The following is a 17,635-nucleotide window of genomic DNA, read 5'->3' on the forward strand; positions in this document are numbered from 1 at the left end:
CCTCGATGGCCCCGGCTCAGCCGATTGGGAGCATGGGGATTTTGTGGTTTCATCACGGCGAACCGGCCCCAGTGAGCACACGGGGGTGCCCTTACCGGCCGAGAACATGCCTCACATCTTCATCAGCTACCGGCATTCCGATTGGGAAGCAGCGCGAATACTGGCGGACGATCTGGAGGACCTCAGATTCGAGGTGTTCCTGGACTCGCTTCGTCTGGAGGCGGGTCAGGTCTGGCCGAACGAGCTCCAGGACGCGGTCCAGACGTGCCGCGCCATGCTTGTGGTCGTCGGCAAGGGGTGGACGAACTGGAGGAGCCTCCGGCGCTTGAAGCACGAGGGCGATTGGGTTCGAAGGGAGGTCCATGGGGCGCTCGCTCGCGGTCCCCGAGACGTTCTCGTCATCCCGGTCCTTGTCGAGCCGGCAAAGCTCCCCGGAGCCGATCGGCTGCCTGAGGAGCTTCGTCCGCTCCTCAGGCTCCAGCACGAGGTGCTGACGCGCAAGCAGAAGGACGCGGACGTGAAACGGCTCGCGAAGCGGCTCCACGCATGCCTGGGTACCTCGGCCACCCCGCAGGCAGAGTCGATCCCGGAGATGCTTCCGTACCTGTGTGACCGCGACGTGCAAGAGGGTGCGCTCAACGATTTCCTCAACGCCATCCTGCGGCAGGAGCGGACGCCGATCTGTGTCGTCCATGGTCACGGGGACGAGAGCCACAACGACTTCCTGCGCCGGGTGAAGCCCGCCATCCTCGAGGAGTGCCTTGGCGCCACGAGGTCCGGCCTGGCCGAGCACAAGCTGGTGTGGCCAAAGCCCTACGCCAGGGTGAAGGACTGCGCCCCGTTGCTCCGCCAGCGCATCAAGCAGCATGTCCTCGGTTCGACCGCGTCGGAGGAGCAGCTCACCCAGTACCTCAAATCCCCGGGACAACCGCAGGTCCTGGTGCTCGAGGCCGCGGATGATGACCTGCCGCAAGGCGGCCGCCGGTTCGTGGAGAACCTCGCCAGTGCGTGGCAGGGTCTGTTTCGGCTTCCGGGGCCTGGTGGAAAGACCGCGGTCATCGTTCCGAGCCATCCGTTCCTGCTCTGGGTGAACCTGCGCCACTACGCCGAGAAGAGTTCCCTGGTTGCGCCGGACACAGCGGGTCGGGTGATGGTGGGGGGAGCGGCCGTACTTCCAGCACTGGCCCCCATCGGAAGACCTGACATCGACGTCTGGCTCGACCGGCCGGAAGTGCGGCCCTTCGTCCGGGAGAAGCGGCTGCAGTTACAGGAGCTCGTGAAGAGCTCACGCTACCGCCTGCGCGACAGTAGGCTCCGGATGAGCCATTTCGCGCACCACGTACAGGAGCTCCTCGGCGGCCGCTCCCCGCCATGACGAGAGGACCATGCACTACACGAAAGACATCGAGCGCCTGGTGACGGAGGAGGACAAGGCGGAGGCGAAGCGCGCGGGTGGTGAACATCCATCGGGCTACGTGCCCGACGATGACCTGGTCAACGCTGTCAACGTGGCGCTTGTCCTGCAGCGCCCGCTGCTCGTCACGGGGGAGCCCGGGACGGGCAAGACGCAGCTCGCCTCCAGCATCGCTTGGCAACTGCACCGCCAGGGCGTAGAGGGGGTGACCTCCTTCGAGGTCGAGAAGTTCGAGACCAAGTCGACTTCGGTCTCACGGGACCTCTTCTACTCGTTTGACGCGATCGGCAGGTTCCACGCGGCGCACACCAAGGGCAGCAGGAACAACGTGGATTACATCGCGTACAACGCGCTCGGCCGCGCGCTGTTGGACGCCTGCTCCGTGGAGAACGTGAGATCCCTCCTGCCCCCGGGCCACAGGCACCGGGGCCCGCGGCGAAGCGTGGTGTTGATCGACGAGATCGACAAGGCGCCGCTGGACTTCCCCAACGACCTTCTGAATGAGCTGGACCAGATGTACTTCCGTATCCCGGAAGCTCGGTGGCCGGACCGTCGGCGGGAGAGGGAAGATGGCGGACGCGCTGAGGCCCATCGTGGTCATCACCAGCAATTCGGAGAAGGCGCTGCCCGAGCCGTTCCTGCGCCGCTGCATCTACTACGACATTCCCTTCCCTTCAGCGACGCGGCTGCTGGAGATTCTCATCGCCCGTACGCCCGGGGAGAAGCCACCGGGCGGTGCGCTGCTCAAGGATGCCTTGAAGTTCTTCAGATACTTGCGCGAGGAGGCCCAGCTCCAGCGGCGCATCTCCACTGCGGAGCTGCTGCAGTGGCTCACCTTCATGCGGCAGATGAAGGCGGCGTCCGACCGCAAGCTCAAAGAGTCGCAGGCCATCGCGTTCCAGGGGCTGCATGCGCTCGTGAAGAACGCGGACGATCAGCCTGCGGTCAGGTCGCTCCTGGAGCGGTTCATCAAGGACGAGCTCAAGTTCGGCTGACACATGAAACCGACGCTGGATCTCCCGCTGCTCACCGCACAACTGCGCGACGCAGGCTTCAAGGTCGACACGCGCCAGTTCCTGGCGGCACACCAGCTCCTGGTGGAGCTGGAGCGCCGGGGTGTGCGGATCGACGGGGACGTCCAGGCACTCACCTCCCACCTGGGGCCGCTGTTCTGCACGTCCCCCGAAGAACAAGCTCGCTTCGGGAAGGTCGTCCAGGCGCACTTCGCGGCTCCCCCGCCTCCCCCGCCTCCCCCGCCTCCCCCCACCTTCGGGGTGCTTCTGAGGGCGGCCATCGCGGGTCTCTCCGTGGTCGCCTGCCTCCTGTTCTTCTGGTTCGTAATTAGCAACATCCCATTGCGCTGCGGAGGCAAGCCCGTGCCCCCCACCGAGCCCGACACTCCCAAATCCACCCCCGCATCCACCCCCGCGTCCACGGATCCCCCATCGTCGCCCCAGACGTGGCTGCGCGTCGAGGCGCCACGCACGTTCTCGCCCTCCGTCCTGAGCGGGTCTCAGAGTCCTGTGTTGGACTGGAGGCGCGGGGGGCTCCTGGGCGTCATCGGGGGCCTCGTCGTCTTCGGGCTCTGGTCGCTCCTCGCCTGGAGGGTTCGCCGCCTGGTCCTCCAGAAGCTCCCAGAGGCCGAACGACCGGATTTCGTGCATCTCGACCCTGAGCCCTCTGATGCTCTTTGGCTGGAGGACACGCGGCTGAGGGACCTCGCGGCGGGTCTCCGGCGTCCTCGCGAGCTGCTGCAGGTGCCAGAGTTCGACGCACGGAGGACGGCCGAGGCGGCTGCCCGTGGTGCGGGGTTCAGCCTGCCGCTCTTCTCCTCGCGGAAGACCATCCCGCACTACTTCTTCCTCGTCCAGCGCCGGGCTCCCCAGGATCATCAGGCCCGCCTCGTCGAGGGACTGCTCGAAGAACTCGGCAAGCGCCACGTGGCGGTGGCTCGCTACACGTTTGTCGAGGACCCCAGGACAGCTTTCGCCGCCGACGGCGAGCGCACGCCGATTCCTCTCGCGCGCCTCCTGGCGCGTCACCACGCCTCCATGGTCGTTCTCGTGGCCGAGGCACGCACCGTCCTCGACCCACTCATGGCGAAGCCCGCGCACTGGCTCGCTGACTTCCGCCGCCTTCCCCGAAGGGTCCTCCTCACGCCAGCGCCCGTGGCCCATTGGGGAAGGGAGGAGCTGGCGGTTGAGCAGGAAGGCTTCGCGGTCATCCCCCTGGAGCCCGAGGCGCTCGTCGCGTTCGCGCGGAGCGAGGGTGGGGGGATGGCGCGCCCGCAGGCACGCGCGGAGTTCACGCGGCCCTTTCCCCCGTCCATTCGGCGGAACCCGGAACGCTGGCTCGAGAGCGCGGCACCCGATGCCGGGGTGATTGCACGTTTGCTGCGGGAGCTGCGCGCCTACCTAGGCCCCTCCGCGTTCACGTGGCTCGCGGCATGCGCGGCCTACCCGGAGGTGGAATGGGACCTCACCTTGTACCTGGCGCGGACTGTGCCCAAGGTGTTGGACGGCTCCGGTGGCGAGTTGTCCGTTCCAGTCCACCTGCCCAGGCTGGCTCGCCTTCCCTGGTTCCAGTATGGGGTGATGCCTGAATGGCTCCGCAGGACCCTGCTCACCCAGCTCACCGCTGGCCAGGAGCGCGCTGTCCGGCGCTGCCTCAGGGAGAGGCTTGCGCTGCTGGCCCAGAGGACCCTCGCGCGACAAGGGCGGGGCCCGGACGGGGCCCGCGGAGGTCTGCGCCTCAAGGCCTGGAACCCGCTGCAGCTCCTCCAGACGGCTTCGCCGGAGAGCCCGATGAGGGACGCGGTGTTCGTCGGCTTCATGGCGGGCGCGCGCATCGAGGCCCCGGTGCTCGAGGCGCCGGGCATCCTACGGCGCCTGTTCCGCCACGTCGGAGTCATGCCGTCGCCCCTGCAGGTGAGCGCGGCAAGCCGTGCTCCGCGGAGGCTTCGCGAGCGCATGAGGGCGCGGGTACGTGGGTGGGTTGCGTTCCGGCCGCGGCAGGTGCGCCTCGTAGCCGCATGCGCGAGCGCGGCCCTCGTGGGGGTATTGTGCACCCCGAGGGTGGAGCCCCCCGCGGAGCCCCCGCGCATCGCGGCAGTGGCGCTGAGCCCGGACGCAAAGCAGCTCGTCCTGGGGCTGGAGAGCGGAGTGGTGCAGTGGGTGGAGCCACCGACAGGACCTTGGAAGGAGGTGTCTCCCGGGCGCCGGAGCCCCATCACGGCCCTGGCGTTTGCCCCGACGGGCAACGTGCTCGCCATTGCCTCCAAGGGCGGTGGGGTGCGCTTGTGGGATGTCCGCTCCGGCGGCGAACCACGCATTCTACGCTCCGATGAGGACGTGTCGCTGCTGCGCTTCAGTGCCGGCGGCGAGCGCCTGCTCGGGCTCGGCGCGTTCACCGCTCGGGTCTGGGACGTCCCGTCCGGCACCTCACGCTGGGCAATCGACCGGCGGCAGCCGCAGGGCGCGAGGTTCTCCACTGCGGCATTCCCTTCCGCCGACCGGGTGCTCATCGGTGAGGAGACGGGGGAGTGGGTGGCGTGGGATGTGGAGCGGTCGGTACGGGTTCCCTTCACCCTGCGGCAGGGGGGAATGGTGCCCGGGGAGCCGCCCTTCGACCCAGGCCGGCCAGCGTTCACGAGCGATGACAGCTCCCTGCTGCTGAACACCACGGCGGACGGGAGGGTGCTGGGGTGGGACGCACGCTTGGGTGAGCCGCGTTTCTGGCTCCAGGCGGGCGGGGGCCGCCTGCATGCCAGCGCCACGCCGTGGGGCCTCCTGCTGGTCCAGCGAGACTTCAACGGACGCATCTCCCTCCACGAGGCGCAAACACGCGAGCTCCTCGTGGAGGGGATTCATCACGACGGTGTCACGGACGCGCGTCTCAGCCTGGACGGCACCACCCTGCTCACCATCTCCCCGAAGGAGGTGCGGCTCTGGCCCCTCGTGCGTGACATCCCTAGTAGGTGCGACGCGTTCGAGCCGGTCCGGGTCGCGTATGGGGTCGATGGCTTTTCCGGCAGGGTGCGGGAGCAACTCAAGCACGTCGCGGATTGCGTCAAGAAGCGGTCTGCTCCAGACATACTGCTCATCACCGGACACGCGGAGGGGGAGGAGCGCGGGGTGGCCGTTCAGGGCGCCAGCAAGGCGCTGGCCCAGCAGGTCGCCCAATACCTTGTCTCCCTCGGCGTCAGCTCCTCCCGCATCGAGACGCAAGGGGCGGGCACGTCCAAGCTGCTGTGCAGTGAGACGACGGAGGCGTGTCGGGCCCGGAATCGCAGGGTGGAGTTACAGTGGAAGATGGGCACAGTAGAGCGCGCGGAGGTGCCCGACCTGGTCACCCGGAGCGTGAGCGAGGCGGAGGGCCTCCTTGAGCAAGCACGGCTGCGGCTCGGCAAGGTGCGGGGGCAGACGCCGGACGTGCGGCTCAACTCCCCGGACATCGTGGTCAGCTCGCAGTCACCCAGCGAGGGGAGCCGGGCGAGCGTCGGCAGCCGGGTCGATGTCACGGTGATACGGCTGCCCCCCAGGTGCGAGCTGACCGAGCTGACTCCGCTACAGTTCGGATTCAACGAAACCCGGCTCCGCGGGCCGGAGCGGGTCCTGCTCCAGCACTACGCTCGCTGTATCAGCGACCGTACCGACGGTGCGCGCGTGATCATCGAGGGGCACGCCAGCGCCCAGGGTGAGGATGCTTACAACTTGGTGCTCAGCAACAGGATTGCCGCGTCGGTCAAGCGGGACCTCGTAGCGCTGGGCGTGCCCGCCTCCCGCCTCGAAACCATCGGCTACGGCGAGACGCGGCCGCGCTGCACGGAAGACACCGAGGCGTGCTTTGCCCTGAATCGCAGGGTGGAATTCAGATGGGAGGCGCCTGACGCGCGCCTCATCGACGTTCCCGACGTAGTGGGGCGGGGCTGGTCGGAAGCTCGCGCCGCACTTGAGGACGTCGGGCTGGTAGCCGTCTGGCCCGAGCCCCAAGCAGAAGGGCTCCGCGGGGAAATCGTCGCTGCACAGGCGCCTTCCGCTGGGGCTCGAGTGCTTCGTGGCACCAAAGTCGAGCTCACGCTCCAGGTGACCGGGTACGTCGTCCTCCTGAGTGAACACGCCGAGTGTGCCGCGACCGTGGACGCGTACCTCGCCCAGCGGGAGGCACTGGCCGTCAGCGGTCGCATCAAGCTCAACCGGGACCGGCTCCGCGTGGTCCGCGCACGTCAGGGGACGTCTGCACGGTTTGCTGTCGTCTACGGGGATGCCTCCATGCAGCAGGAAGAGGCCCGCCGTCTCGCCAAGACCGTGGGCAGAAGCGCAACCCCGGTCCCGATTGAGAAGTTCGAGGAGACGTCAGGCGGCTGCGAGGTGAAGGAGGAGGTGCGCTCGCGCCTGCTGCGGCTCGCGGCGGACTACACGCAGTTGCGCAAGCGGCTCCCGTCAGGTGACGAGCGGACGACGCTCATGAAAGGAGTGGTCGCGCGCATGATGAGCGTGATCCCCGAAGTGTTCTTCACGGCGAATGACCTGAAAGAGCTCTACCTCCAGCATGAGAACCCGGAAGGTGCGCGGATTGCGGCGCTGGCGGCTTGCCGGAAGGTCGAGGTTCCTGTCGTTCTCTTGAGCATGGACCTCATCCTGCAGTCCATCCAACAACCCGACTCGCCATTTGAGCAGTACGAGGCGCTCATGGCACTCATTCGAATCGAGCGTTACCTGCTCCTCGATGATGACAGAGCGCGTGCGCTGAATGCGCTTGAGAGTGCCTGGCTGGAGGACATGATGGGAATCCAGGGCGACGACTCGCGAAAAGATCCCGCGCAAGAACTCATGAAATCGCTCCGGCGTTGACCTCGCCATGAGGCGTCCCAGACAGCTGCGAGGCAGGAAGCGTCCAAGTGTGATCGCTCCCAGAACATCACCGAGACGAAGGTTGGGCTTGCCCCGGCCCGGCTCACAGCTCGGCCGGCACCCGTCAGCGGCCCTCCTCGGCCCCTCTACACCAGCCCTCCCCCTCAACACGGCCTCTATCCTGCCTATACGCAGAACCGATTTGGTTCCCCAAGATGCTCCACGCCTCCTCGTTAGGAGTGGGTTCGACGCAAGGCGGCGGGCACCCTCTATTGGAGGCGGCGGGAGTCGAACCCGCCGCCGGAGGCTTCAGAGATACCCGCGCGCCTTCAGGTTCTTCTCGATGCGCGCGTGCACGTCGCCCACGTTCAGCTCCAGCGGCGTGCCGGTAATCCGCTCGTAGGCCGCGAGGTACTTCTCCGCGAGCGACACGCGCACCTCATCCGGAATCGCCGGCGGCGTGCCGTGGCCCTGGAAGCCCCGCTCGCGGATGAGCCACTGGCGGATGTTCTCCTTGTCCAGCATCCGCTGGTCCTCGCCCTTGGCGAAGCGCGCCTCGTACTCGTCCGCCACCCAGTAGCGGCTCGAGTCCGGCGTGTGGATCTCATCGATGACGTACAGCTCATCGCCCACCTTGCCGAACTCGTACTTCGTATCCACCAGAATCAATCCGCGCGTGCGCGCCCACTTCTGGCCCTCGAGGAACAGCCCCTTCGCCGCCTCGGTGATGCGCGCCCAGTCGCGTGCGCTCGCGAGGTTCTTCGCGAGAATCTCCTGCTCGGAGATGGGCTCGTCGTGCTGGCCGTACTGCGCCTTCGTGGACGGGGTGATGATGGGGGACGGAAACGCCTCGTCCTTGCGCATCCCGTCCGCGAAGGGCACCCCGTAGGCCGTGTGCGTGCCCTTCTGGGAGTCGCGCCACAGGCTGCCCGTCAGGTAGCCGCGCACCACCACTTCCACCGCGAAGGGCTCGCAGGCGCGCGCCACCGTCACGTTCGCGTCCGGCACGTCCAGCACGTGGTTGGCCACGATGTGCTTCGTGCGCTCGAACCAGAACGTCGCCAGCCGGTTGAGCACCTCGCCCTTGAAGGGGATGGTGGTCAGCACATGGTCGAACGCCGACAACCGGTCCGAGGTGACCAGCACCAGCCGGTCTCCCTGGCGGTACGTGTCACGGACCTTGCCCTGGTAGTGCTGGCCCAGGGAGGGCGGCAGGCTCGTCTGCCGGAGCGTATGCGGAAGCTGCGCGTGGAGTGCGGAGGTGTTCACAGGAGGCGCCTCGGCCCCGAAGCGGGGCGGGAAGGAGGCGCGACTCTACTGGCCCGCGCCCGGCAGGGAAGCGGGACCTTGGGCCGCCGCCATGTACAGGAACGCCGGGTTGATGCGCAGGATGCCGTCCACGTAGGCCGCCGCGTACGGCGCCCCCGAGGCCCGGTCCACCTGCACCACTCCCGCCGGGTTGATTCTCCAGTGCGCCAGCAGCGTCCGCGCCACCAGCTCGGCCGCCTCGCGCTCCGACAGGCCCTGCAGGCCCTCGCGCCGATCCTCCGGCCAGCGCTCGCCCGCACGCCCATCGAAGCTCAGTTGCAGCGGCGCTCCCGCATCCGGCGATTGGAGCAGATCCGTCCGCGCCTCGAAACCCGGCGCCGCCACCAGCTCACCGCGTTGGGTGATGGGGAAGAGCACCGGTGCCTGCGCGGCCTGGCCCGCCTCCATCTCGGAGATGCGGGCCACCTCGCGGTACAGCTCCAGGCGGGTGGAGGACGTCTCGAACTCGAGCAGTTCGGGCGGACTGGTGAGTGCTTGACGCGCGCCCAGAGAAGCGCGCACGGGAGCACCCCCGACGCCACAACCGGTCAGGGTTACGAGGGAGAGGAGTAGGCTTGCGACCCAGCGACGCATCACCCGGGAATATACCGATGCGGGTCTGACACGGAAAGCTAAACTCGGAGGCATGCTTCCCGCTGTGAACTTGACCGTCGTCCTCCACCAGACGCGATCACCGGACAACCTGGGGGCCGTGGCCCGGGTGATGGCCAATTTCGGCTTTTCCCGCCTCATCCTCTCCGACCCCGCCACCTACGCCTTCCGAGCGGCCGAGCGGCTCGCCGTCAAAAGCGACTCCGTCCTGGACGCCATGGCCGTGGCCCGGAACCTCCCCGAGGCCCTCAAGGACTGCGTGTACGCAGTTGGCACCACTTCTCGCACCCAGATCGAGGGGCGCTCGGCGCTCACCCCCGAGGAGGCGGCGGCGCGGCTGGCGGATCAGAGCCGGCGGGGGAGGGTGGCGCTGGTGATGGGCGGCGAGCAGCGGGGGCTGTCCAACGAGGAGCTGGCCTTCTGCACGGACTTCCTCGTCATCCCCACCAGCGAGGTGCAGCCGTCCATGAACCTGGCGCAGGCGACGGCGGTGCTGCTCTACCTGTGCTCGCGCGAGGGCCGGAAGCCCGCGGAGGCGGTGGCGCCGGTGGCCCCGGAGCACGAGGGTGCGAAGATGGGGACGGTGCGCGCGCTGGGCGAGCGGATGCGCCAGGTGATGCTGGAGGCGCAGTTCCTCAACCCGCAGGCGCCGGAGCACATCCTGATGGAGCTGGAGCGGAGTCTGCTGCGTGCGGAACTCACCCAGCGCGAGGCGGAGCTGTGGCTCACGGCCTTCAAGCACGTGGGACGAGCGATGGGCGGGGGCAAGGGCACTCCCGGGAAGGGAGCGCCCTCGCGAGGCCCCGGCCAGAACGGCTAGGCGGCGGCGTCGGCCTTCTTGTACGTCTCGGCGTAGTGCTTCTCGCACAGACCGGCCTTGGACGTCTTCACGCGGCAGTCCGGCTTGGAGCAGGTGCGGTAACGCGAGTGGGGGAGCTCACCCTGCCGCCACTTCTTGAAGTGGAAGAAGCAGTAGCTCTTGGCGCGGTAGGGACGCTTGCAACCCTCGACGCTGCAGGCCTTCTTGCCACCGGCCTTGGCCACGCGCGGCCAGTTCTTCAAGGTCGTCTTCTGTGCTTCAGCCATGGAAATGCTCCTGTGTTTCGATAACGGTGCCTCGCGTCACCATGGGGAACCCGCGGGGCGTACATGCAAAGGCGCTGTCTGTAGCGCTGGCCGTATCGGAACGCAAGGAGGCAGGCGGGGATGCGGGCGCATCCCCCGTTTTCCGGTTCAGGGCGAGGGAGCGTCCGGGCGTCCGCTGCCCCCCATTCCCGGCTCCTCCCCCGGGGGGGTCCCCTTCGAGGGCGCCGCGAGGGTAGGGGCGAGCTCCAGGGCCTCGCCGGGGAGCTCCTCGAGCTTCACCCTCAGTTTCAGGGGCCGCTCCCCGCGGCGCACGCGGAGCATCACGCTGCGGCCCACCCCCCGGGAGGCCACCTGCCAGCGCAGCCGGGCGGCACGGTCCACCTTCGAGGTGTCCAGGCCCTCGATGACGTCGCCCACCTGCAGTCCGGCACGCGAGGCGGGGCCCCCATCCGTCACCTCCGAGACCACCACGCCCCGGGTGCGCGCCAGCCCGTAGGCCTCGATGGCGTCCGGGGTGCAGTCCAGCACGGACACGCCCATCCACCCGCGGCGCACGCGCCCGTACTTCTGCAGGTGCGGCACCACCGCCTTGGCGATGTCCACCGGGATGGCGAAGCCGATGCCCTGGCCCGCCACGTTGACGGCGTTGGCGATGGCCACCACGTCCCCGTGCACGTCCAGCACCGGCCCGCCCGAGTTGCCCGGGTTGATGGAGGCGTCCACCTGCATGTAGTCGAAATCCCCGTCGCGGCCGTTGGGCGTCACGTCCGTGCGGCCCTTGGCGCTCACCACGCCCGCCGTCACCGAGTGCGTCAGCCCGAAGGGGTTGCCGATCACCACCACCCAGTCGCCCACGTCCACCCGCGAGGCCGACGCCAGCTTCAGCACCGGCAGCTTGCGGCCCGCGTCGATCTTCAGCAGCGCGAAGTCCGTGCGCTCGTCCTCACCCACCAGCTCGGCGGGGTACTCCTCGGGGTAGCCCCGCTCGGAGAGCACCGAGATGGAGATGCCTTCCGCGCCCTCAATCACGTGGGCGCTGGTGAGGATGTAGCCGTCCGGATGGATGATGACGCCCGAGCCGATGCCCTTCTGCTGCTCGCCCTCGGCGTTGGTGCCCGGCTGCGTCGTGGTGATGGACACCACCGCGGGCATGGCCGAGCGGGCGACCTGGCTCAGCGCCGAGCGCTCCTCGCGGACGGAGCGCTGCTGCGCTTCCACCCACAGCCGCTCGGGCTCACCCCGCTTCGCGCCCCAGGCCGGCGCACCCACGGCGCAGCACAACGCTGTTGCCAGCGAGACACCCCTCCACCACCGTCCACCTGTCATCGTCCCGCCTCCGACCCCGCCCGCCCTCGGAAGAAGCTAGGGAGGGGGGGACCGGAGGGGAAGCGGGGCGGTCGGCAAGGGTAGGGAACCCTACTTCTTCTGGGCGATGATGCGGTCGATCGCCGCCCGGTCCTCGTTGGTGATGCGCTCCCGCGGCGCCGCGGCGGCCTGTTTCGTCGTCCGGTTGACGGCGTCCTTGGCCTCGTCGAGCGCGTCGCGCAGCTCGCCCTTCACCCGCTCCACCTTCGCCGGCTGGACGTGGCGCTTCCACTCCCGCTGCACGTACTCCATCGGCGGCCGCCCATCGATCTCTCCGATCGCCAGGAAGACTCCGAGTCCTACCGCACAGCCCGTCCATACCAGGAACTTCAAGAAGCCCATGGTTCACATCCTCCTACTCCCTCTTACACGGGGGCGGGGGAGTCGGCCAGTTTCTGGCAGGAGGAGGGGAAGAGCGCTGACAGCGGGCGGGGGGGACTCTAATGTGCGCGGCCTTGCAGCCCGACGAGCTCTTCCAGGCCGCCCAGCAGCGTGCGGCGACGATCTCCCTCCCGCGAGCGCAGGAAGCGCAGGAGCAGTTGCGCGCGCAGGCCCTGGCGCTGTTCGCCCGGATTCCGGAGCCACCGGTGTACCACCGGGCGGAGGATCCGGCCCGGAAGGCGGCCGAGGCGCTGTTGCCGGACATGGAGAAGGTGCTGGCGCAGGCGCTGGCGGTGGCGCGCGAGGCGGGGCACTGGGAGGCCACGGAGCGGATCCTCGCGGCGCTGAAGGCGCACGGCGAGGCGCTGTGCCACACGGTGGGCGGGCGGTTGGTGCAGGCGGAGGAGGCGTGGCGGCGGGCGGTGGAGCTGGAGCGCCTGGCGCACCCCACGCGGGCGATCGGGTCGAAGGAGACGGTGCTCGAGCCGGTGTATGACCGGACATCGGGGGCCTCGCGGTACGACCCGCGGCAGGAGTCGGTGGCGCAGGTGAAGCTCATCTGCCCCAACACGGGCTGCAAGCGCATCAACGACTACGGATACGTGCCGGGGCCGGGGACGCGGCGCTACGTGTGCCCGGCCTGCGGCACGCCCTTCCTCGCGTACTTCGGCGAGCTGCGCGGGCTGGAGATCGAGCACAAGAGCAGCTCGCGGCGCTACTTCTTCACGGTGGACGAGGTGAGGGGCTCGGGCAGCTCGCGCATCGAGTTCGAGGAGGCGAGCGGCGAGGAGTTCCCGGTGGCGAGGAGGGACCTGCTGGTCTTCCTGTACACCGAGGCGCGCGAGCTGAAGGTGGTGTTGAACCTGACGAACAACCGGCTGATGTGGATTTCGCCGGCGGGCGGGTGCTTCGTGGTGACGGCGGCGTTCGGGGAGGGGGCACCGGAGCTGGTGGCGTTCCGGGAGTTCCGTGACGAGGTTCTGCGGCGCCACGGGCTGGGGCGGGAATTCATCCGGGTCTACTACCGGTATGGGCCAGGGGTGGCGGAGTGGGTGGTGAGGAGGCCGGGGGTGAGGCGAGGGGTGCGTGGGGTGCTGAAGCAGGTGCACCGGGTGCTGAAGACGACGAGGAGCGCAGGCACGTGACGGAGCAGCGGAACGGAGACGCCGGAGGGCAGCCGGGGCCGGAGCAGGCGGGCGCTGGAGGCGGGCAGGGGCCCGAGCGGCAGGGGTGGAGCAAGGTGCTGCTGGTGGTGACGGCGCTGCTGGGCCTTGCGGGGCTGGGGTACCTGGGCGTGCAGGAGGCGCTGAGGGCGCGGCTGGCGTCGGACGGGACGACGGCGCCGTCCATGCCGATGCAGACGTACGACGGCAAGAAGCTGTCGCTGTCGGATCTGCGGGGCAAGGTGGTGATGCTGGACTTCTGGGCGACGTGGTGCCCGCCGTGCCAGGCAGAGATGCCCCATCTCATCAAGCTGGCGAAGGAGTACGAGTCGAAGGGGCTGGTCTTCGTGGCGGCGAGCCGGGACGAGATGCCGGATGCGCCGCTGTTCGTCGAGGAGTTCGTGATCAGCCGGATGCCGGAGCTGGCGCCGTACGTGGTGTATGCGCCGGACGAGATGGCGGCGGCGTTCCAGGTCACGGCGTTGCCGACGCTCTACTTCCTGGATCGGGAGGGGCGGGTGGTGGACGCGCAGCGCGGAGCCCTCTCGGAGGACGCGCTGCGGGCGCGGATCGAACGGGCACTGGAGCAGTGATCAGAACAGGTGGTTGAAGTCCAGGTAGAAGCCCGAGGTGCCGTCGCTGGGGCTGACGCCGTAGTCGAGCCGGAGGATGAAGTTGTCCTCCCAGGCGATGCGCAGCCCACCCCCGCCCGCGTAGCGCGGGAGCCCGGTGTCGAGGAAGCGCAGGTCGGCCCAGGCCTGTCCGGCGTCGAGGAAGCCGACGAGGGTGAAGTCGAGCCGCTGGTTCCACGGTGCCACCGAGAGGAAGCGCCAGCGCAGCTCCCCGTTGGCCAGCGCCTTCACCTGTCCCTGGAGGCGGTTCTTGAGGATGCCGCGGGCGGTGTAGACGCCGCCGATGCCGCCCCAGCCCTCGCGCCACTCCACGCCGCTGAAGGAGGAGAGGAGGAAGAAGGGGACATCCCCGCCCATGACATCGACGAAGAGGCGCAGGGCGGCGACGAGCCGGTCGTCCACCACGGGGTGGTAGAAGCGCAGGTTGGCCGTGGCGCCCCAGTAGGAGAAGGCGCTGCCCGTCGCGCCGGTGGCCCCGCGCAGCGAGAGCTCGTGGAACATGCCGCGCACGGGTGCCGGCTCGTTGTCGCGCAGATCCAACAGCAGGCCCGCGGTCACCTCGGCCGTGCGGAAGGAGGCGGGCGCATCCGGCTCCCCCCTCAACCCGGTGAGCAATCCCGCGCGGGCGTCCTCCACCAGCCGCGAGTCGCGCGCCTGTCCCAGGTCGTCCGCGCCGTAACGCGTCTGCACCGTGGTGAGGCGGAAGCGATAGCCCAGCGCGACCTGCCAGGGGCCGATCAGGGGCCGGCGCACGTTCAACATCACGCTCGGCAGGGAGCGCTGCTCGAAGGTGTAGTAGCGCAGGCCTCGGAAGTCCGGGTTGCCCGGGCAGGCGTTCGGGTCGGACTCCAGCGCTCCCCGGTCCTCGCACGCGGCGAAGGCGGGCTCGTACCCCGCGGCGCTCCCCAGGCCGTAGTACGGAGAGAAGCGGTCGTTGAGCAGGCTGACGTCCACTCCGAGGCGCCAGGGGGACGACAGGAAGGAGGGCGCATCCACGATGAGGCGGTGCATGCCCACCCCATTCGTCGTCTGGAAGAACTGCGCCACGAAGGCCAGACGGTAGGGCCGCTGCGTGCCGTCGCCCGAGTCCACCACCATCAACCGCGCGCCGTAACCAAACCCCTCGTCGCTGTTGAAGTTGACCAGCGGCAGGCCCTGCACGCCCCAGCCCGTCCGGGGCGCGGGCGCTGGCGCTGCTGCTGGCACGGGCTCGGGGCCGGGGGCCGCGAGGGCTTCCTTGGGGGCCTCCTCTGCCCACGTGGGGGCGGAGGCCAGCGCGGCGGAGAGCACCACTGCCCACGTCGTGCGAGTCGGATGCATGGAAGACTCCAGGTACGTCAGGGCCGCAGCAGCCAGGCCACGGCGAGTCCGAGATAGGTGCCCACGGCGTAGCCCATGATGCCGGTGGTGAGACCGGACACCATGAGCTCGCGGTTGCGCAGGGCGCGTGCCACGGGGCCGATGAAGGGAGGGCCGAAGATGGTGGCGGTGGAGGTGATGAGGACGGTGTCCGCGTCGATGCGGAAGAGGGCGGCGAGGGCGAAGTGCATCCCCACGGCGAGCACCACCACGCCGGCGCAGAAGGCGAAGGCGAAGAGGCCGGTGTCCCGCAGGCGGCTCGCGTCCGCGAGCGTGCCAATGGCCACGCAGAAGACGAGCAGTGCGTAGTCTCCCATCTCATAGCTGCCCGGCAGGTGGCGCACCGAGGGCACGAAGGACGCGGCCAGGCTCAGCGAGGTGATGAGCAGCAGGACCACGGGGAGCTCCAGCCCGCCGAACACCAGGGAAGTCGCTCCCGCGGACACACCCGCGATGAGCACGGCGAGGAGGAACGCCTTCCCCATGCCGCGTGCCCGGCTCCAGGTGAAGCCGGAGGCTTCCCGTGCTCGCTGTGCCTCGTCGTCATCCCAGCCGGTGGCATTCGGGAAGCGCGGCAGGAAGAGGAGGGCGAACCGCTGGGCCACCGTCATCAGGAAGAGGAGGTAGGCGGAGCCGACGACGATGTCCGCGGTGTTGAGGAGGATGAGGGTCTCATCGCGGACCCGGAGCGCCAGCCCGATGGCGTTCATGTTGGCGGTGCCGCCCGTGTAGACGCCCACGAGCATGCCGGACATCTTCCACCACTCGTCCGAGCGGTCCGAGAGGGCGAGGCCCACGAGCGAGGCGCTCACCATGGCGGACAGGCACGCCAGGCCGAAGGACAGCAGCGTGGGCCGCGCGAGCCGCAGCCACCGGGGGACGTCCGTGGTGAAGAGCAGCAGGGGAATGGCGAGGAACACGGCGGCCCCGCTCACCGAGATGCTCAGGGGCTCCCGCAGCCCCAGCCCCGGGATGTTGCCGAGGATGATGCCGAAGGCGTAGCAGACCACCACGGGGCCCACCCAGGCCACGGGCTTGAGGTGGCGCGCGGCGAGCAGGGAGAGCCCTGGGAAGCCCACGAGCGCGAGTACCTGGAAGAGCCCCGTCGAGGTCATGGGCTCACTCCTGCTCGGAGACGTCGTACAGCCCGTCCATGAACTGGAGGATGAACCCCTCGGCGTCCTTGGGATCGGGGAGGGCGCCGAGCATGCCGTACATGGCGGCGCTGCCATCCGGGGCGGGCTCACCGGAGGCGAGGCTGGCGGCGCACGCGCGCAGGTCCGCGAGGAAGGGCTCCACCACCGCCGCATGGGCGGGCGTCACCATGAGGTGCAGCGCGGGAGGCATCATCTGCCGATCCAGCTTCCAGCCGCGCGCCTCCATGGCATCACCGAGTGCGTAGACGTCCAGGGTGTCCGAGGTGAAGGCGAAGACGCTGAGCGGAGGCTTGCCGAGCAGCTCGAGCCCGGGCACGGCGGCGATGCCCTCTCGCAGGGCCTTCGAGGTGTCGAGCACCGTGCGGGCCAGCCGCAGGTAGCCCTCCTCGCCGAGGTACTTGAGGATGGCCCAGGCCGCGGCGATGGCGCCACCGGGGCGGGTACCGGCCATGGAGGGCGAGGCGTAGATGCCGCCGCTCCAACCGGCATAGGTGAAGAACTGGTGCCGGCGCAGCTCGGGGGTGCGGTAGAGGACGATGGAGGCGCCCTTGGCGGCGTAGCCGTACTTGTGCAGGTCCGCCGACAGACTGGTGACGCCGGGCACGGCGAAGTCGAAGTCGGGGATGTCGTGGCCGAGCCGCTTCGCGAAGGGCAGCAGGAAGCCACCGAGGCAGGCATCCACGTGGAAGAGGACACCCTTCTCCTGGGCCATGGCGGCGAGCTCGGAGATGGGGTCCATCACCCCGTGCGGGTAGGACGGCGCCGAGCCCACGACGAGCACGGTGCGAGGGCCGACGGCGGCGCGCATGGCGGCCACGTCCGCGCGGAAGTCGGCCGCGACGGGGACGTTGATGGGCTTCACCCCGAAGTAGTGGGCGGCCTTCTGGAAGGCGGGGTGGACGGAGGCGGGCAGCACCATCTCCGGCTCGGTGATGCCGCGCTCGGCGCGGGCGAAGTCACGGGCCGTCTTGACGGCCATGAGGATGGACTCGGTGCCTCCGGACGTCATCGTTCCGGCGGCGGTGGGGCCGTGGAAGAGTTCCGCCGCGATGGCGAGCACCTCGGCCTCGAAGCGCCTCAGGCTGGGGAAGGCCAGAGGGCTGAGGCCGTTCTCGGACATGAACTCGGTGTACGCCTCGGCGGCCACGCGGCGGATGTCCTCGCCCGCGTTGTAGACGAGGCTCCACGTCCGTCCCTCCTGCCAGCGCGCGTCCTCGGTGCGCATCTCGCGCATCCGGGCGAGCACGTCTTGATGGGGCAGACCCTGGGAAGCCAGGCGGGGGCTCTTCGACATCGCATCTCCGGG

Annotated in this window: 14 protein-coding genes and 2 pseudogenes; 8 read left to right on the forward strand and 8 right to left on the reverse strand. The window is 69.1% G+C overall.

What is annotated here, in order from left to right; translation table 11 throughout:
- Positions 1-106: 106 nt before the first annotated feature.
- The 5 genes and pseudogenes from ACN28I_RS42940 to ACN28I_RS42960 form a co-directional block, all read left to right on the forward strand.
- A pseudogene (locus tag ACN28I_RS42940) lies at positions 107-424 on the forward strand (toll/interleukin-1 receptor domain-containing protein); the annotation flags it as partial.
- Between the two features lie 63 nt (positions 425-487).
- Positions 488-1,375, forward strand: a complete 888-nt coding sequence (locus ACN28I_RS42945; RefSeq protein ID WP_420948828.1) for a hypothetical protein — start codon at positions 488-490, stop codon at positions 1,373-1,375.
- A gap of 10 nt (positions 1,376-1,385) precedes the next feature.
- A pseudogene (locus tag ACN28I_RS42950) lies at positions 1,386-1,958 on the forward strand (AAA family ATPase); the annotation flags it as partial.
- A 25-nt stretch (positions 1,959-1,983) separates the two neighbouring features.
- Positions 1,984-2,409, forward strand: a complete 426-nt coding sequence (locus ACN28I_RS42955; protein ID WP_420947660.1) for a hypothetical protein — start codon at positions 1,984-1,986, stop codon at positions 2,407-2,409.
- A gap of 3 nt (positions 2,410-2,412) precedes the next feature.
- Positions 2,413-7,266 (forward strand): OmpA family protein, encoded by a 4,854-nt coding sequence (locus ACN28I_RS42960; protein WP_420947661.1) that lies wholly within the window; start codon positions 2,413-2,415, stop codon positions 7,264-7,266.
- Positions 7,267-7,575: 309 nt separating this feature from the next.
- Here ACN28I_RS42960 and ACN28I_RS42965 read toward each other — a convergent pair whose 3' ends face one another.
- A complete protein-coding gene (locus ACN28I_RS42965; protein WP_420947662.1) occupies positions 7,576-8,535 on the reverse strand; it encodes a phosphoribosylaminoimidazolesuccinocarboxamide synthase in 960 nt (319 codons plus the stop codon).
- 45 nt (positions 8,536-8,580) lie between these two features.
- Positions 8,581-9,096: a hypothetical protein gene (locus ACN28I_RS42970; protein WP_420947663.1), complete on the reverse strand. Its 516-nt coding sequence runs from the start codon at positions 9,094-9,096 to the stop codon at positions 8,581-8,583.
- Between the two features lie 136 nt (positions 9,097-9,232).
- On the opposite strand from ACN28I_RS42970, the gene ACN28I_RS42975 reads away from it, so the two are divergent.
- Entirely contained in the window at positions 9,233-10,006 is a 774-nt protein-coding gene (locus ACN28I_RS42975) for an RNA methyltransferase (RefSeq protein ID WP_420947664.1), read from the forward strand.
- Here the strand turns inward: ACN28I_RS42975 and ACN28I_RS42980 are convergent.
- The 3 genes from ACN28I_RS42980 to ACN28I_RS42990 form a co-directional block, all read right to left on the reverse strand.
- Complete coding sequence (locus tag ACN28I_RS42980) at positions 10,003-10,272, reverse strand: vegetative protein (RefSeq protein WP_420947665.1); 270 nt, start codon at positions 10,270-10,272, stop codon at positions 10,003-10,005. The two genes, ACN28I_RS42975 and ACN28I_RS42980, sit on opposite strands and share 4 nt — an antisense overlap.
- Before the next feature lie 147 nt (positions 10,273-10,419).
- Complete coding sequence (locus tag ACN28I_RS42985; protein ID WP_420947666.1) at positions 10,420-11,541, reverse strand: S1C family serine protease; 1,122 nt, start codon at positions 11,539-11,541, stop codon at positions 10,420-10,422.
- A 147-nt stretch (positions 11,542-11,688) separates the two neighbouring features.
- Complete coding sequence (locus ACN28I_RS42990; RefSeq protein WP_420947667.1) at positions 11,689-11,979, reverse strand: hypothetical protein; 291 nt, start codon at positions 11,977-11,979, stop codon at positions 11,689-11,691.
- 113 nt (positions 11,980-12,092) lie between these two features.
- On the opposite strand from ACN28I_RS42990, the gene ACN28I_RS42995 reads away from it, so the two are divergent.
- Entirely contained in the window at positions 12,093-13,163 is a 1,071-nt protein-coding gene (locus ACN28I_RS42995) for a CFI-box-CTERM domain-containing protein (protein WP_420947668.1), read from the forward strand.
- Entirely contained in the window at positions 13,160-13,774 is a 615-nt protein-coding gene (locus tag ACN28I_RS43000; protein WP_420947669.1) for a TlpA family protein disulfide reductase, read from the forward strand. Before ACN28I_RS42995 ends, ACN28I_RS43000 begins: the two co-directional genes overlap by 4 nt.
- Here ACN28I_RS43000 and omp85 read toward each other — a convergent pair whose 3' ends face one another.
- Genes omp85 through ACN28I_RS43015 form a run of 3 tightly spaced genes read right to left on the reverse strand, consistent with a single transcriptional unit; the run spans position 13,775 to position 17,623 of the window.
- The gene (gene omp85 / locus ACN28I_RS43005; RefSeq protein ID WP_420947670.1) at positions 13,775-15,133 is read right to left on the reverse strand and encodes an Omp85 family outer membrane protein; all 1,359 of its coding nucleotides are present in this window, start codon (positions 15,131-15,133) and stop codon (positions 13,775-13,777) included.
- A gap of 17 nt (positions 15,134-15,150) precedes the next feature.
- Positions 15,151-16,287: a DUF819 family protein gene (locus ACN28I_RS43010; RefSeq protein WP_420947671.1), complete on the reverse strand. Its 1,137-nt coding sequence runs from the start codon at positions 16,285-16,287 to the stop codon at positions 15,151-15,153.
- A gap of 4 nt (positions 16,288-16,291) precedes the next feature.
- Positions 16,292-17,623: a pyridoxal phosphate-dependent decarboxylase family protein gene (locus tag ACN28I_RS43015; RefSeq protein ID WP_420947672.1), complete on the reverse strand. Its 1,332-nt coding sequence runs from the start codon at positions 17,621-17,623 to the stop codon at positions 16,292-16,294.
- Positions 17,624-17,635: the final 12 nt, after the last annotated feature.

The sequence above is a fragment of the Archangium gephyra genome, from assembly GCF_049060025.1.
GTDB classification, from domain to species: domain Bacteria; phylum Myxococcota; class Myxococcia; order Myxococcales; family Myxococcaceae; genus Archangium; species Archangium gephyra_A.

Coding starts and splice junctions, on each gene's coding strand:
- ACN28I_RS42955 (WP_420947660.1), top strand. CDS start 1,984: ATGGCGGACGCGCTGAGGCCCATCGTGGTCATCACCAGCAATTCGGAG.
- ACN28I_RS42960 (WP_420947661.1), top strand. CDS start 2,413: ATGAAACCGACGCTGGATCTCCCGCTGCTCACCGCACAACTGCGCGAC.
- ACN28I_RS42980 (WP_420947665.1), bottom strand. CDS start 10,272: ATGGCTGAAGCACAGAAGACGACCTTGAAGAACTGGCCGCGCGTGGCC.
- ACN28I_RS42990 (WP_420947667.1), bottom strand. CDS start 11,979: ATGGGCTTCTTGAAGTTCCTGGTATGGACGGGCTGTGCGGTAGGACTC.
- omp85 (WP_420947670.1), bottom strand. CDS start 15,133: ATGCATCCGACTCGCACGACGTGGGCAGTGGTGCTCTCCGCCGCGCTG.
- ACN28I_RS43010 (WP_420947671.1), bottom strand. CDS start 16,287: ATGACCTCGACGGGGCTCTTCCAGGTACTCGCGCTCGTGGGCTTCCCA.
- ACN28I_RS43015 (WP_420947672.1), bottom strand. CDS start 17,623: ATGTCGAAGAGCCCCCGCCTGGCTTCCCAGGGTCTGCCCCATCAAGAC.